Annotated in this window: 12 protein-coding genes; all 12 read left to right on the top strand. The window is 54.2% G+C overall.

Going from position 1 to position 16530, the window contains the following annotated elements:
- The first annotated feature begins 112 nt into the window (after window positions 1-112).
- Entirely contained in the window at window positions 113-859 is a 747-nt protein-coding gene (locus METH11B_RS0112115; RefSeq protein ID WP_026602238.1) for a response regulator, read from the top strand.
- 127 nt (window positions 860-986) lie between these two features.
- Window positions 987-2477, top strand: a complete 1491-nt coding sequence (gene zwf / locus METH11B_RS0112110) for a glucose-6-phosphate dehydrogenase (RefSeq protein ID WP_026602237.1) — start codon at window positions 987-989, stop codon at window positions 2475-2477.
- A gap of 395 nt (window positions 2478-2872) precedes the next feature.
- Entirely contained in the window at window positions 2873-3382 is a 510-nt protein-coding gene (locus METH11B_RS0112105; RefSeq protein ID WP_020484655.1) for an RNA polymerase sigma factor, read from the top strand.
- Between the two features lie 64 nt (window positions 3383-3446).
- Window positions 3447-4421 (top strand): FecR family protein, encoded by a 975-nt coding sequence (locus METH11B_RS0112100; RefSeq protein WP_036277418.1) that lies wholly within the window; start codon window positions 3447-3449, stop codon window positions 4419-4421.
- Between the two features lie 104 nt (window positions 4422-4525).
- Complete coding sequence (locus tag METH11B_RS0112095; RefSeq protein WP_026602235.1) at window positions 4526-6973, top strand: TonB-dependent siderophore receptor; 2448 nt, start codon at window positions 4526-4528, stop codon at window positions 6971-6973.
- 445 nt (window positions 6974-7418) lie between these two features.
- Window positions 7419-8678 carry a PepSY-associated TM helix domain-containing protein gene (locus tag METH11B_RS0112090; RefSeq protein ID WP_036275913.1) on the top strand — a complete coding sequence of 420 codons (1260 nt, stop codon included), beginning with the start codon at window positions 7419-7421 and terminating at the stop codon, window positions 8676-8678.
- Between the two features lie 65 nt (window positions 8679-8743).
- The gene (locus METH11B_RS0112085; RefSeq protein ID WP_026602233.1) at window positions 8744-9349 is read left to right on the top strand and encodes an RNA polymerase sigma factor; all 606 of its coding nucleotides are present in this window, start codon (window positions 8744-8746) and stop codon (window positions 9347-9349) included.
- A gap of 90 nt (window positions 9350-9439) precedes the next feature.
- Window positions 9440-10429, top strand: coding sequence for a FecR family protein (locus METH11B_RS26710; RefSeq protein WP_026602232.1), 990 nt, complete (start codon window positions 9440-9442; stop codon window positions 10427-10429).
- Window positions 10430-10620: 191 nt separating this feature from the next.
- The gene (locus METH11B_RS0112075; protein WP_036275910.1) at window positions 10621-13110 is read left to right on the top strand and encodes a TonB-dependent siderophore receptor; all 2490 of its coding nucleotides are present in this window, start codon (window positions 10621-10623) and stop codon (window positions 13108-13110) included.
- A gap of 209 nt (window positions 13111-13319) precedes the next feature.
- Entirely contained in the window at window positions 13320-14549 is a 1230-nt protein-coding gene (locus tag METH11B_RS0112070) for a PepSY-associated TM helix domain-containing protein (protein WP_026602230.1), read from the top strand.
- Window positions 14550-14814: 265 nt separating this feature from the next.
- The gene (locus tag METH11B_RS0112065) at window positions 14815-15321 is read left to right on the top strand and encodes an RNA polymerase sigma factor (protein ID WP_026602229.1); all 507 of its coding nucleotides are present in this window, start codon (window positions 14815-14817) and stop codon (window positions 15319-15321) included.
- Window positions 15322-15411: 90 nt separating this feature from the next.
- Entirely contained in the window at window positions 15412-16422 is a 1011-nt protein-coding gene (locus METH11B_RS0112060; protein ID WP_026602228.1) for a FecR family protein, read from the top strand.
- Window positions 16423-16530 lie beyond the last annotated feature (108 nt).

The raw sequence follows: 16530 nt of genomic DNA, 5'->3' as shown, positions 1-16530 counted from the left end.
CGCTTTTGGTGTGGAACGTTTTACGATGTATTGCCATGCAATAGATTGATTTTTGCTGCGAAACATTCGATAACGGTATCAGGAAATTATTCTCAGCTCGAAGCTATTAACCATGACCAACGATTTTTCGATTCTGATTGCCGACGACAATGAAATCAATCTATGGCTATTGCGCGAGCAGTTGGAATACTGGACGACGAATATCACGTCGGCAAAAGACGGGCGGGAGGCCTGGCAATTATTGCAAAAACGCCGCTACGACTTCATCTTCCTGGATGTAAATATGCCGTTTTTGAGTGGTTTCGATGTCGCCGTAAATTTGCGCGGCACCGAAAACTACAATCGGCAAACGCCGGCAGTCGCCGTCACGGCTCACGCGCAAAATCAGCAGCAGGAACGGGCGATTGCAGCCGGGTTTAACGAATGTCTGGTCAAACCGGTCCGCCTTTACCAGTTGGAGCAATTGCTGGTGCGTTGGCGGCAACATGAGCCAGTGAATGCCGAGTATTATGCCGGGCAACTTTTGCGTAAAGCCCAGGATAATAAGCAGTTGAGCCAAGTCCTGATGGTCAAATTATTTGAGCAGTTGCCGGGATTAATACTTGAGATCGAGAAGGCCGTGGACAATGGCTTGCTGCAACAGGCTTGGGAGTTGAACCATAAACTGCATGGCACCTTTTGTTTTTACGATTTTGCCGACTGCCTGGCGGTCGTCGAGAACTTGCAAAAAGCATTGGCACAAGCCGACGCAGAGTTGGTGCGCCAGCGCTTTAGTACGATGAAAATTAAGCTGGTTCGGCTTTTGGATAATCAGGATCAAGTTCTGAAATATCTGGGTGACGATGGCTGCATACTATGACCAAGGTGAATCTGGCGTGGTTTTAACTTGGCCACTTTTAGCGACTGCCGCGCTTTCCAGTTCGACGCGCCCGCACAAATGATGCAAACTGCACCCTATATTGCAAAGTAAAGACAAGGTAGCTTTTATGAATACAGACCCCTGCACTTACGTCATTTTCGGTGCTACCGGCAATTTGGCGCGGCTGAAGCTGATGCCCGGCTTCTATCATCTGGAGCTGGAAAAAAAACTGCCGGAAGGTACGCGTATCCTGGCGGTGGGCCGCCGTCCCTGGGATAGAGCGACTTGGCTGGCGGAAGTGAAGACCTTACTGCTAGAACAGGCAAATACGCCTTTGGACGAGGCCGTATTCAACCGTTTTGCCGAAAGGCTGGATTATCATCGCGGCGATCTTGATCAGCCGGAATGCTATAAAACCCTGGCGGAAACGCTAAACGCTCAGCCGCGATTTTCCCGCAATATGGCCTTCTATCTCGCCATCGGTCCCAGCGATTTCGGCAACGTCATCGAGTCCTTGAGCCAGGTGGAACTGCTGAACGAAGAATATGGCTGGCGACGAGTGGTGATCGAAAAACCGTTCGGTTACGATTTGGAAAGTGCGCAGGCCTTGCAAAAACGCCTCAGCCGGTACTTGAGCGAAGACCAGATTTACCGCATCGACCATTATCTGGGTAAAGGTATGGTGCAGAACGTATTGGTGTTTCGTTTCGCCAATGTCATGTTGGAACCCTTATGGAATCGAAATTACATCGATCATGTGCAGATCACTCACTCCGAAGAGCTGGGTATAGGTAGCCGCGGCGAATATTACGACAGCGCCGGAGCGATGCGCGACATGTTGCAAAGCCATCTGTTGCAACTGTTGACGCTGGTGGCGATGGAGCCGCCGGTGTCTATGGACGCTGAATCGCTGCGCGACGAAAAAGTCAAAGTGCTGAAGTCCATTCGGCCGATCCCGAAATCGGCCGTGCATGCGCATGCCTTTCGCGGCCAATATGCCCGAGGCAATATCGACGGTCATAAGGTGGTTGGCTACCTGGAAGAAGCCAATATTCCCGCTGACAGCAGTACCGAAACCTATGCGGCGATGAAATTGTTGATCGACAACTGGCGCTGGCGCGGCGTGCCGTTTTATTTACGTACCGGCAAACGCATGGCCAAGGGCCAGTCTTCGATTGCGATTTGTTTTCGGCATCCGCCCTTTCAATTTTTCCGCGATACCCATGTGCAGTGTATGACGCCAAACTGGATATTGTTGGGAATTCAGCCGGAAGAATGCATCCGCATCGAAATGACTGTCAAGGAAGCCGGATTGGAAATGCGGACCCGCACCACCAGTCTGGACGCGAGTTTTCGCAATCCTGACGAACGCCGTGTCGATGCTTACGAAGACTTGTTGTTGGACGTCATGAAAGGCGACCGCTCGCTATTTTTGCGTTTTGACGAAGTGGAATACGCTTGGCGTATCGTTGACCCAATTTTGCAAAATTGGGTGACCGAGCGGGATTATATCGCCACCTATCCGGCCGGCTCCTGGGGGCCGGAAGAAAGCCGCCGCTTGTTCGAGAAGGAAGACCAGTATTGGCGCAGTTCCTTGATGCCGGAGTGTCAGCCGTAACAAAGGCTCCTGCGGTTTCTGTTAGCCATTCTTACCACGATGCGGTAGCGCCCGGTTTCTTCCGTCTTGCGGATTATTAACTCGACCCTTAACTGCCGTTCGCCCTGTCGAAGGGCAAACCAGCCTGAGCTTCGACACGCTCAACTCGTACGGAATATCAGTGATATACAGGGTCGGGTTGATAAGTGTTTCGAGCCAACGAAAAACAAAACTGCGTGAAATGCCGTGGGGGTGTGGCATTTCACACGGTTTTATGAAGTCCACCAAGCCTCAGATTTTTTCCGAACCAGCACAAAGCCCTTATTCTCAGGCCTTTAAGTCTCTGAATCCAGTCATGGCGTGAACTTTGCTGCGCCAAATGCCACGATTAACTCCAGCATGGCCTGGCTTCGCGCATGGCATTTTCAGACCACGATATTTACCGAATTTTTTTAAGTACCCGCCCGCAAATCCAGCGTTTTTTGCGACAGCGCATTCGTTGCGACGACACTGCGGCCGACCTGATTCAAGACATTTTTTTGAGATTGACGCTGTTGAAGCCACCTCCCGCCAGTGAGATCGAAGTCCAGGCCTGGCTGTTTAAAGTGGCATCCAATCTATCTCTCGATCATCTGCGCACGCAAAAACGCCGTTATGAACTGCTTGATCAATATCTGGGCGACGAAACCGACATCGACGCTTCGGCAGCGCCGGAGCGGACGGCGGAAGCGCAAGATCAATTGCGGCACATTCAGCTGGCACTGGCCGATTTGCCTGATCAATGCGCCGAGATTTTATACTTAAGCCGTATCGAGGGCTTAAGCCATATTGAAATTGCCAAGCAACTGAAAATTTCGACCAGTTGGGTGGAAAAACAGCTGGCAAAAGCGTTGCTGCATTGCCGGCAGGCTGTTGATAGCCAATGAGCTTAGTGTGGATTTAAGCGCCGTGGATCGTTATAGTAAATATCCCGCTCCAAACAACGCCGTAATGAACGAAACTTCTTCAACTCGCCGAGAAGCCTTGCAGCAACAAGCCGTTGCCTGGCACGTGCGCCTAAAGTCCGGTGCTGCCGATGACACGGTATTGGCTGAGTTCGAAAACTGGCGGTCGCAAACCCCCGAACACGAGCAAGCCTATCGTGATGTCGAGACCCTTTGGCAACACCTGCCGCGGTCGCTGCTCGCTGACCGGCAACGCCGCCGCGCGCTGGCGATAAGGCAGCGGCGAGGGCGTAGGCTAAAGCGCGGATTCGGCTTGGCTGTGGCCGCTTCGCTGCTGCTGAGCGTGATGAGTGGTTTTTATCCGGATTACTTGCAACATCCGCTGGCAGACTACCGTACCCGCATCGGCGAGCAGACCTCAATTACGCTGGCCGACGGCAGTATCGCGCACCTGAATACCGATACCGCCATCGATGTGTCAATCAATGCCAATGAGCGACGCATTGAATTGCTGCGCGGCGAGGCCGAATTTGACGTGGCGCATGACGAGCACAAGCCGTTTCGGGTCGTATCCGGTTCTACGTCCACAGAAGCGTTGGGCACCCGCTTTATCATCCGTTACGACGGCCAAGCCGGCGCGGTTACGCTATTGCAAGGCAAAGTCCGTAGTAGCAGGCCGTCCGCGCACGGTGCGCAAGCCGATAGCGCCACACTGCAACCCGGCCAACAACTAAGCTTCAATACCGAGATGTTGGGCGTGCCGCAAGCAGTCGAATTAAGCAACGCCGACGCCTGGCGCCGTGGCCGCTTGTTGATGAATTTCGTACCGTTAAAACAGGTTATCGCCGAAATCAACCGCTACCGGCGCAGCCAAATCCGTTTATTGGACGACAGTCTGGCGGAACGCGAAGTGAATATCGCCGTGGACATCAAGCAAATCGATGTCTGGCTACAGGCTTTGCAGCAAACTTTGCCAATCAAGGCCGTTGAAGCGGGGCCGTTCGTGTTTTTGCAGTCTTGATGGCCGGCTTTGCTGCCTGCGACAATTTGCCACACATCCTTTAGTACGGCTCAGCCAGCCGCCAATCGTTCTCAGCTAAAACCCACTCAAACTGAGGACACATCATGAGAAAAACCGGAAACCCAAGCCGGACGCGAAAAGCCCAAACTAAAGGCTCATCCGCCATCGGCGCATTGCCGCTTTGTCTGGGCTTGATAACCGCTGCGACGCTGCCGACGGCTCAGGCCGAAAGCCTCAGCGCCACTAGCGAAAGCCGCACCTACAACATCGCCGCGCAGCCTTTGTACTCCGCACTCAGCACACTGGCTGAACAGTCCGGCGTGCAGTTTGTTTACAACTCGGAGTTGGTGAAGGGTATCGATTCGCAAGGCGTCAGCGGCAATTATTCATTGGAAGGTGCTTTGAAACGTTTGTTACAAGGCTCGCAAGTTTCCTATCAATTCAGTAACGGTAATACCGTGACACTGCATAAATCGGCTGCGCTAGAGCCGCAGTCGAATGCCGCCACTTTGCCCAGTGTCACGGTGACCGGCTCGGAGATTTACGCGGATACCGACCCTTACAACCCCAGCTACACCCGAAGGGTGACCGCGACGGCCACCAAAACCGATACCCCGCTGATGGAAACACCGGTCAATATTCAGCTGATCCCCAAGGCGGTGCTGGACGACCAGCAAACTATACAGATGACCGAGGCCTTAAAGAATGTGGCCGGTGCCACGTTTAGCAATGGATCAGGCGCATTGTCCGACGATATTTTTATACGTGGATTTCGTAGCCGTACTTATTTCCGTAACGGCTTGCGGAGCGGCGACGCTAATAGCTCGGTAGGGAATCGACAAATGGCCAACGTGGAGCAGCTGGAAGTGCTCAAAGGCCCGGCCGCCGTTATGTACGGTCGAATGGAGCCGGGCGGCATGGTCAACGTCGTGACCAAACGCCCGCTAAATACGCCCTATTACGCATTACAACAGCAGTTCGGCTCCTTTGATCTGTATCGAACCACCTTGGATGCCACCGGACCGTTGACCCAGGATGATACCTTGCTGTACCGATTTAACGGCTCGTTCGAGAACAGCGGTTCTTTTCGCGAATTTGTCGATAAAGAACGGACTTTTATCGCACCGATGATTACCTGGAATATCAGTCCGCGGACCCAAGTCAGTCTGGAAATGGAATACCGCCACGACAACCTGATTTATGACAACAACACTTGGCCGTTTGTCGACGGCCAGTTTATCGGTATGGACAGATCGCGCAATTTGATGGAGCCGGCACGAGTGAATGTCGAGGAAAAGCTGATCGGGCTGGATTGGTCGCATCAATTCAACGACGATTGGAATATCAAGCAGCGCTTTGTAGCCAATCTACAGGACAGGGCGGAGAACTGGGTAATGGGGGCGTCGGATACCTTGACGCCGGACAATCTGTTAGCGCGCCAGCAATACGAGGTAAGAACTCAGGACAATACCTATTACACGACGCTGGACGTCACCGGCCATTTCAAAACCGGCCCGTTGGCCCATACCGTGCTTATGGGCGGAGATTACTATCGTACCGACATTGTCAGCAATCCTTATATCGCCACGTTGGCACCGATCAACGTCCACAATCCCGTACACACCGTCGAACCGATAACAGCCTATACGCCAGCCGGCTGGGCCAGCAACAACAGCGCGGATTTTGTCGGCCTGTATGCCCAGGATCAGATCAAATTGCCTTACGGTTTTCATGTGATGGGCGGCTTTCGTTACCAATACGTCAAGCAATGGGACAATTTGAACCACACCGAACAGCCGGCCGACGACGATGTCACGCCTAGAGTCGGCGTACTATGGCAAGCTCAAGATTGGTTGAGTCTGTACGGTAACTACATCGAAAACTTCGGCGTTTCCAACCAGTGGGCTACTACACTCACAGGCAAGCCGCTGCCGCCGGAAAGCGCGCAGCAATGGGAAGTAGGCAGCAAATTCGAATTTTTCGGCGGCAAACTCAGCGCAACGCTGGCGTACTACGACATCACCAAACAAAATGTCGTCACTCGCGACCCCTCTGACTTTACCGGCAATTTTTCAATAGCCGCCGGCGAAGTACGCAGTAAAGGGCCGGAAGTTGACATCCGCGGCGAGTTGCTGCCGGGCTGGAATCTGATCGCTACCTATGCCAATTTCGATACCCGCGTCAGCAAGGATAATAACGGCCTGGAAGGCAATCGGCTTTTTGCAGTACCTAGAAATGTCGGCAGTTTATGGTCGACCTACGATTTCCGGCAAGGCGATTTACGCGGATTAAAAGTCGGCGGCGGCATCAGTATGCGCGACGGCGCCACCGACGGCTCCCGTAATGGCTATCAAACCGCCGGCTATGCGACAGTCGATCTGTTGGCCGCATATTCTTGGAAAGTCGAAAAATCCAAAATCACCGTCCAGCTAAACGTCAACAATCTGCTCGACAAAACCTACTTTCCGGATGCCTACTGGAGCGGCGCCAGCAGTACGCGCACCATCGGCACGCCGCGCTCTTTGCTGGGGTCGGTCAAGGTGGAGTTTTAAGCTTCAATGCCTTTTTTCTGTCGGGTTCAATAAGGATTGCCGCCCAGAGAATGGACCACGTCAAAGTCTGACTTGTTCATGTTGGGGCTGAGGTACAGCGCGCATGAGACCGTTGGGGCGAGGTAACGAACCCCTACCTAAGCTCTATGAATCCACCGATCCTTTCCAAAATGCGCCGCCGCGCGTCGGCATTTACCCTGGTGCGCCTTTGACGGCGATGGGAACGGTGCGCTTGGAGTTCTAGCTGGCTCGGGTTAGGCAGATGTCAGAGTCAAGCAGGTCGGGGCTTGCAACCTCGACCTAAATGTTTCAAATCCACTTGGCCTGCGCACCGCCAAGTATCAATCAAACGACAATTGGCATGGGGATTTTCTGTGCTGAGACGTCCTATATAACAACCTGCCTTTGCCTTAGCACGACTATCGCTTAACTTCGACTAAAAACCATGAACATCAATGCCAATTATCTAAGGGCGACACCTCTACACCATTCGTCAAGCCCGCACTTGACCCGTTTGAAAGCCCGGCGCCAACGCTGGTTAACCGTCCATCTTTGGTTGGGATTGACACTGGGTCTGCTGCTGTCTATCTACGGTATCACCGGCAGTATTTTGGTGTTTCATGCGGAAATCGAAGAATGGCTGCACCATGAAATGCTGGTGGTGCAGGCACCGGTGGATGCGGAGTATCGACCCTTGGCAGAAATTTTCGCGGCCGGCAAGCAGGCGGTGCCGCCAAACGCCAAATATAACTTCGCCACCTATCCGCGGAACGAATTCGCGGCCTTCAAACTGCGGTACGCAGTTGCCGACGCTGACGGTTCGCTGGAAAATTGGGAAGTTGCCGTTGACCCGTATACGACTAATGTGACGGGTAAGCAACTCAAGAGGCGTTCCCGCGACTGGCTGCCCAGCACTTTTATAGGCTTGATGTTTGAATTGCATTTCGCATTGTTGATTCCGGGAGACATCAGTGAGCCGATAGTCGGCGTGTCCGCCGCGTTATTGATTATCTCGACCTTGACCGGCCTGATCGTCTGGTGGCCGCTGACCGGCAAATGGTGGCAGGCGCTGACTTTTAAGTCTGGTGCCGGCAAGGTGCGCTTTAATTACGATCTGCACAAAACTAGCGGCATTTACACGCTGCTGGTGCTGATACCGGTGTTGTTTTCCGGGATTTATATGGTGCTGCCGCATAACGTGGTGCCGGTTTTGGAGTTGTTCTCGCCGGTGACATATCGCTATTGGTATCAGTCCAAACCGCCCTATCCCGACGCACCGGCGATAGGCATGGACCAGGCGGTGGCGATTGCCTTTAAACAGTATCCGCAAGGCCGGCCACACTGGATTTACGGCGCCACCGAGCCTACCAAAACCTACACGGTCTGCCAGGACGGCGTCGATGTGCCGGGCAGTATTTTGCAACGCCGTTGCACGGTGATCGACCGCTACACCGGCAAGATTCTGGATCTGGACGACCCCAGCCTGCCGACCGCCACAGCCGGCGAAATTTTCACCCACTGGCAATGGCCTTTGCATTCCGGCCAAGCCTTCGGCATGACCGGGCGGATTTTGGTGTTTATCACCGGATTGGCTTGCCCGGTGTTGTTTGTCACCGGTGTGATCCGCTGGTTGCAAAAGCGGCGAGCAAACAGCCTACCTGCGAAGATTAATCGCGACCGAAGCGAGTCAAATAACACAGTTTAAAAGATCGAGGTGCTAACCGTCGCGGAGCTTAGAGCAAAAATTCTTCAGCATTCCAGGCGTCACCTATGCGGAGGGCCCATCAGTTCAAGTCGGGCGCGGATATTGCTATTCAAAAAGCCACACCTTGGCCGCCCTGCGTTACTTGTCCTATGCTTGAATTGACCGCCACCGACATTGCCGACCTGATGCATAAGCATCGCCGCGAATTATTGGGCTTTCTGTCGCAACGCATCAGCTGCGCGGAAACCGCGCAGGATATTTTTCAGGAGACGTTTATCCGCTATGCCGGCTACGGCGGCAAAGACCGCGTCGAAAACCCCCGCGCCTTTATTTTCCGCATCGCCGCCAATCTGGCCACCGATTATCTGCGCAGCCACAATCGCCATTCAGGAAGAGACGTCGAAGACTCCACCGATGACGAGGCGGAGGGCGGCGAGCAATCTGTCTTATCCGTCGAACGGACCGTCATGTCGCAACAACAGCTGGAGCATTTGATCGCCGCGCTGGACGAGTTATCGCCCAAATGCCGGGAAGTATTTATTCTGCTGAAGCTCAAGCATTGTAGTTATGCGGAAGTGGAGCAAAGGCTGGGCATCTCGCAGACCATGATTTTCAAATATTTGACCCAGGCCCTGCGCCATTGCCGGCAGAGGATAGGCGACCTGGATTGAACGGGATGCCTTTATCGGCAAACACACCTATGTTTATCCGGCCGGCGTTTTATAATCCGATTCCCGAACCGACCGCGGCGCAGCCTTCTTATGAACCAACCCATCCCGCCTTTCCCCGACGCCGACGCGAATGCGCAAGCCGAATACTGGCGAGCTTTGCGCGAATCGCCGTTCTTCGACAGCGAGCAGGATCAACGCTGGCGAGCTTGGTTGGCGGCCAGTCGGGAAAATCAGGAAGCCTGGCGCCAGACACAGCAGTTTTTTGACTGTATAGAGGGCTTAAACCCGGCGCAAATCAACCAAATCGAACGGGAAGTAAGGGCCTCGAACGGAACGCAACACAAAACGCCTGCCCGAACACTGCCCAAGCGCAGCCTCCGGATGTTGCCGATTGCCGCCTGCCTGATGCTGGCCTTTTGTTTGGGTTGGGCATTCAGCGCCGGTTTCTTTGCCGATTTCCGTACCGGCACCAGCGAACAGCGTCGAATTCAACTCAGCGACGGCTCTTCGGTAATCCTGAATACTGCTTCGTCGTTGTCGGTGGAATTTTCCGAAAGACAACGCCTTATCCGCCTGCACGGCGGCGAGGCTTATTTCAAGGTGGCCGCCGATGCGGCCAGGCCGTTCGAGGTGGTGACGAGTGGTGGCCGGGTCAGGGCCTTGGGTACGGCTTTTGATGTTAAACAATGGCAGGGCGACCTGGCGGTGACGGTCTACGAACACAGCGTGCGCGTCGCGTTCGCCGATGGCGAGACAGTGGAAAGTCTGGCGGCAGGCCAGCGCGTTGCATCGGCTGGCGGTAAAGCCGGACTGCCGGAAAGCGTCAATCTAAAGCAGGCCGGTGCCTGGCAAGAACGGCGCCTGGTGTTCAAGGAAAAGCCGCTGCGACAAGTGGTGGATGACCTGAACCGCTACCGTCCCGGAAAAATAATCATCGCCGATCCGGCTCTGGCCGAGCATTTGGTCACCGGCATATTCGACGCCGACGACCCGGAAGCGGCGTTGAATGTCATCGAAAAAACCTTGGCTGTCAGCGAAACCCGCTTGACCGACGCCTTGGTGATCTTGCGCCGCCAATAAGTTTTCGCCGCGTTGTTTTCCTGGTCAATGGTCGCGAAACCGCGCCGTTTGGCCTTCGGCTAAATAAATTTTCTCATCCGGGTTATAAAACCCACTTGCTCGGTCGTCTTTGCTTACGAACCCACACGGATACCGCGAAGGAGCGCCTTCTTCGCCAGCCGTTATCAGCGTATTTAAAGCCAGGAGGCCGGATGAGTCAGCGTTATTCCTTTGTTAACCCTCTCTGTTTCACCCTTTTTGCCGCAACTCTAAGTGCCAGCCCCTGGTGCGTGGCGGAGAGTGAAATCAATTTTGCCATCCCGGCCGCGCCGTTGGCCGACGCCCTGCTGCAATTTTCCGAGATAAGCGGCGTCAAGGTGTTCTTCAGCTCGCAATTGACCGAAAGGCTGCGCGCCAATGCCGTGCAAGGCCGTTATACGCCGCAACAGGCATTACATAAGCTATTGGACGGCTCCGGTCTGGCCGCAAAATCAGCGGGTGACGGTACGGTAACCTTGGAAAATTCGACAAAGTCGGTAGAGCCGCAATCGGCTAATTCTACGACTTTGCCGACGGTGACGGTAACAGGCAGATCCGGCTATGCCGACAGCGATCCTTATAATCCGGACTACAACCGCACCAGCGCCAGCGCCGCCACCAAAACCGATACGCCGATCATGGAAACCCCGGTATCGATTCAGGTAGTGCCCAGGGCAGTGATGAACGATCAAAAAACCACCACCATTAAAGACGCGCTGGAAAACGTCAGCAGCATACGTCCGCAATCGTCCTTGGGTTTAAGCAACGCCTATATTGTCCGTGGCTTTAGGAACGGCCGGGTTTATCGCAACGGCTTGATATCCAGCGGCTTGAATATCGGGGAAGGCGCTCAATACGAAACAGCTAACCTTGAGAGCGTCGAGGTACTGAAAGGCCCCGCGGCGGTTTTGTTTGGCCGTATCGAGCCCGGCGGCTTAATCAACTTGGTCACCAAAAAACCTCGCGACGAGGCCTATTACTCGGTGGAGCAGCGTTTCGGCGCTTATGATTTTTATAGAACCGAATGGGATGCCACCGGCCCTATTTCGGGAGATAAGTCGTTGAGCTATCGTTTTTCCGGTGCTTATCAAAATAACAAATCGTTTCGGGATTTTAATTTCAATGACCGGGTTCTGGTAAACCCCTCTTTGACCTGGCGACCCAGCGATGCGACCGAACTATCCTTGGATTTGGAAGCCTTGCACGAGGACACCCAGGTTGACAGAGGCTTATTTGCTATCGGCAATCGCCCGGCGCCTATTCCCGTCAGCCGCTCTTTCATCGACCCCGACGATCCTGTCGACACGAACTCCAAGGTGAACCTCGGCTTCAATCTAACGCACGCCTTCAATGAAAACTGGACCTTGCGTAATCGGTTCCTGGCTTCGTTTGTTTACGATAAAAACACCTCCGTCAAACCCGCTAACGGCTTTACAGTCGAACAGTTTTTCGATCCGAATACGGGTAATCGCCGCTATGCGCGGAATATATTTTCTCAAACATCGGACAGCGAAACCTATACGACCAATCTGGATTTAACCGGAAAATTCGACTTAATGGGCGTCAGCCATCAAACCTTGATTGGCGTCGATTATTTGCGCGCAGTCGGCAGCTATGAATTCTATGGCAACTATCAGGACCCCGTGCCGGGTTTGGAGATAGATATTTATAATCCCCAATACGGTATCGATCAGGCCTATTACGCCAATGCGCTGGCAACGCCCTCCGACGGCGGGACTAACCATTACCTGTTCCGGGATGACTGGTACGGTGCGTATTTTCAGGACCACATTACCCTATGGGATAAAGTGCATATCCTCGGCGGCGGCCGTTACGATTGGGCCAGAACCGGTGTGGGAATGGGCGATTCGGCCAGTACTGCCGACGCCGCTCTGCCTTCGCGCCGGGATGAAGGCTTTAGTCCACGGGTGGGTGTTCTTTATCAACCCTGGACCTGGGCCAGCATCTACGGCAATTGGACCACTTCTTTCGGCGCCAATAATGGCATAACAGCCACCGGCGCGACGATTAATCCGGAAATCGGCGAACAATTCGAAGCCGGGGTTAAAACCGAGTTTTTCGATCAGCGCTTGTCCACAACCTTGGCGTATTACCATTTGACCAAAGAAAACTTGATGACCCGCGATTTCAACAGCCCGGACCCGTTCGCTAGTGCGGCTATCGGTAAAGCTCGCAGCCAAGGTATCGAGCTGGATATAGCCGGACGGCTTACCGACGAGTTCAGTATCATCGGCAACTATGCCTTTACCGATGCCCGTATCACCAAAGACTTTTCCGGTCTGCAGGGCCATCGTCTGAATAACGTGCCGGAGCATTCCGGCAGTCTTTGGCTCAAATACGATATTCATCACTACGAACCGTTGAACGGTTTGAGCTTTGGCTTGGGCATGTTTGCCGCCGGGCAACGGCAAGGCGATAACGACAACACGTTTGCGTTACCCGGCTACGCCCGCTTGGATGCCTTTGCCAGCTATACCTATCAACTGGGTAAGTCCCGGTTGATTACGCAATTCAATATCCGCAATCTGCTGGATAAAACCTACTACGAGTCTACCGATCCCTTCCAAAACGCCCCGCCGCGCGTTGGTATTTACCCTGGCGCGCCACTCACGGCCATGGGGTCTGTGCGCTTGGAGTTTTAGTTCGTTCCGGCAGGCAAATTCGACATCTGAACAGGTCGGGTTTACACGCTCGACCTATATGTTGCTAATTCACTTGACCCGCTCGCGACATCCGAGCGGACAAATATTGATCAAATGACAATTGGCGTGGGGGATTTTCTTTGCTGGGACGTCCTATTGATGACCACCCGCCTTTGCAAGCACGACCAAATTTGTTTTCGACTAAAACCATGGACATCAAAGCCAATAACCTAACGGTGATAACTCTTCGCCATACGTCAAGCCAGCGCCTGACTATTTTGAAAACCCGGCGCCAACGCTGGTTGACTGTCCATCTCTGGCTAGGGTTGACGCTGGGCCTGTTGCTGTCGATCTACGGCATCACCGGCAGTATCTTGGTATTTCACGCGGAAATAGACGAATGGCTCAATAGCGAACTGTTGACCGTGGTTCCTTCTGAACAAACCGCCAGTTACCAACCGTTAGCGGAAGTTTTTGCCGCCGGACGAGCCGCCATGCCGCCGATGGCCAAATTGAGTTTCGCCACCTATCCGCGCAATCAATTGGCCGCGTTTCAATTGTCCTATGTCTTGCCTATTAGCCCGGACGTCACCCAAAACTGGCAAGTGTATGTCGATCCATACTCCGCGAGGGTAACCGGCAAGCGTTTGATGCGAAACTCCAATGACTGGTTGCCCAACACCTTCATTGATTTGATGTTCGAACTGCACTATGCGTTGCTGATTAGGTCCGAGGGAGTCAGTACCGTTATCGTCGGCGTCTCGGCAGCATTGCTGATCATTTCCGCCCTGACCGGCCTGATCGTCTGGTGGCCGCTGACTGGCAAATGGCGGCAGGCGCTGACGTTCAAGGCGGGTGCCGGCAAGGTACGCTGCAATTACGATTTGCATAAGGTTAGTGGTTTCTACACACTGCCGGTACTGATTCCGGTGTTGTTTTCCGGGATTTACATGGTGCTGCCGCATAATGTGGTGCCGGTTTTAGAGTTGTTTTCGCCGGTGACTTACCGTCATTGGTTTCAATCCGCGCCACCCGTTGCAAATGCGCCAGCCATCAGCATGGATAAAGCCGTTGAGATGGCCATACAACGTTATCCGAGTGGCCGGCCACATTGGATTTACGGTGCAGTGGAGCCAACAGACACCTACACGGTTTGCCAGGACGGTGTCGATGCGCCGGGCAGCATCTTGCAACGCCGCTGCACCGTCATTGATCAATACAACGGCAAAGTCCTGGATCTGGACGACCCCAGCCTGCCGACCGCCAAAGCCGCCGAAGTCTTTACCCATTGGCAATGGCCTTTGCATTCCGGCCAAGCTTTCGGTATGACCGGGCGGATTTTGGTGTTTATCACCGGACTGGCTTGCCCGGTGCTGTTTGTCACCGGTGTGATCCGCTGGCGGCAAAAAGCCGCAACCCGGCACAAACGGAAGGGCTGAACTCGATCGGTTATCAGGTACTGAAACGATTGGGCAATATGTTCGACCAACAAGAGATGTCTGAATTTGCCCATGTCAGTCGCGCATCGCAGCGGGAGGCTAGTTTAAAAGTGTGTCATATGCCGCACTTTGGTCGTCGCGCTTTCGGGGATTTCGCCCTCAATGCTGCCAACTGATGGATCAATCGCCAGTTAACACTGGCTTTGCAGGCTAGTGGCTTAAAATTTGCTGTAGCAGAACACGTTTCATTGCCGACTATGTGTTCATGGATGCAATCACCGATTCCGATTTACTGGCTAGCTTTCTGCTCTATCGGAAGGAGCTCCAGCAATTTTTGACGCATAAGGTCAATTGTGCCGAAACCGCGGCCGATTTGATCCAGGAAACTTATTTGCGCATTGCCCGCTATTCCGCCGCCGGCGAGATCGCCAATCAGCGGGCGTTCGTGTTTCGGATCGCCGACAATCTGGCTCTGGACCATTTGCGCAGCAGGGCTCGGCAAGAACAACGCGACGGCGGTCCGGTCGGCGATGACATCGCTTGCAGTCAACCGCAACCGGATAGCACGCTGGAGGGGCAGCAACAAATGGAATTGTTCGAAACACTTATCTACGAACTGCCGCCGCAATGTCGGAAGGTGTTCTTGTCGTGCCGCGTGGAAGGCAAGCGTTATTCCGAAATCGCCGCCGAGCTGGGCATATCGGCGCGCACCGTGGAAAGTCATATGTATAAGGCCTTGAAGCACTTGAAAGACCGCATCGATTTCCTTTGATGCTCCGCGCGCTTATCTCATGCAACTTATCCTCGTTCTAAAATCGTGGCATCATGCCTGCCTCGGCCCAACGCTTCGCGCCCCCTAACCATGTCCGATAAGCCCCAATCCCCTTCATCCGCTTCGCTTTCGAACCAGGCTCTAGCCTGGTTTGCCCGCTTGCAAGCGGATGACGTCAGCGACGAAGCGCGTCGCCAATTTGAAATTTGGTACCACGCCGATCCCCGCCACGCCGAAGCCTACGACAAATCCCGCAAGCTATGGGACTTGCTGCAACAGCCGGCGGAGCGAGTTCAGCAACGTCTACAAGCGGATGCCGCCCAAACCAAAACAGAACGCTCTCCCGCTGGGAAAGGGTGGGGTAAGGGGCGTTTGCCACCGCCAGCTAGCGGCCGAAACCTGCACCGGGTTGCCTTGGGTTGTCTTGGGCTGTTATTGCTGGTGGCCGGCTGGCGGCTACCCGAACAATGGCAAAACTGGCGCAGCGATTATCATACCGAAGCCGGCCAACAACTCGGCGTCGATCTGGCGGACGGCTCGCGGCTGACCTTGAATACCGATACGGCCTTGGTAGTCCGTTATAGCGATAGCCTGCGCCAGATCGAATTGTTACGCGGCGAAGCCTATTTCGAAGTCGCGGCCAATAAGCAACGGCCGTTTGTCGTTGACGGCGGCCAAGCGACCGCGCGCGCGGTCGGTACCGCCTATAGTGTTCGCAGACAAGCCGACGAGCTGCGCGTCGTCGTCAGCGAAGGCACCGTGGAGGTCGGCGCCGATAGCGCCAAGGCTTTGGTGCACGCCGCCGAGCAAGCCGAGTATCGACAAGGCCGGCTGCAAGCCGTTGCCCGCCTCGACAACGACGACGCGCTGGCCTGGCGGCGGCGCCAAACCGTGTTTCACCGCCAACCTTTGACCCAGGTGTTGGCGGAAGTTAACCGCTATCGGCGCGGCCGTATTGTCGCTGTCAATCCGCAGTTGGCCGAACGGGTCGTCAACGGCGTCTTCAACAACGGCGATCCCGATGCCGTGCTGGCCGCGCTGACAAACACGCTGCAAGCCAAATCTTTGCAGATGCCGGGCGATCTGGTGTTGTTGTATTGACGTGGTCGGTGGGTGCTTTGCGCTAGTAGTTTTAACGACTAAAAAATATTTTTTTCAGCACTAAGGGTAAGCCTGAACCTGCGTCGTCTTTGTCGGTAACACCATCCA

The organism is Methylomonas sp. 11b, from assembly GCF_000515215.1.
Lineage (GTDB): Bacteria > Pseudomonadota > Gammaproteobacteria > Methylococcales > Methylomonadaceae > Methylomonas.
Note: the sequence above shows the minus strand (reverse complement) of the source record. Positions and strands in the feature narration are given on the sequence as shown.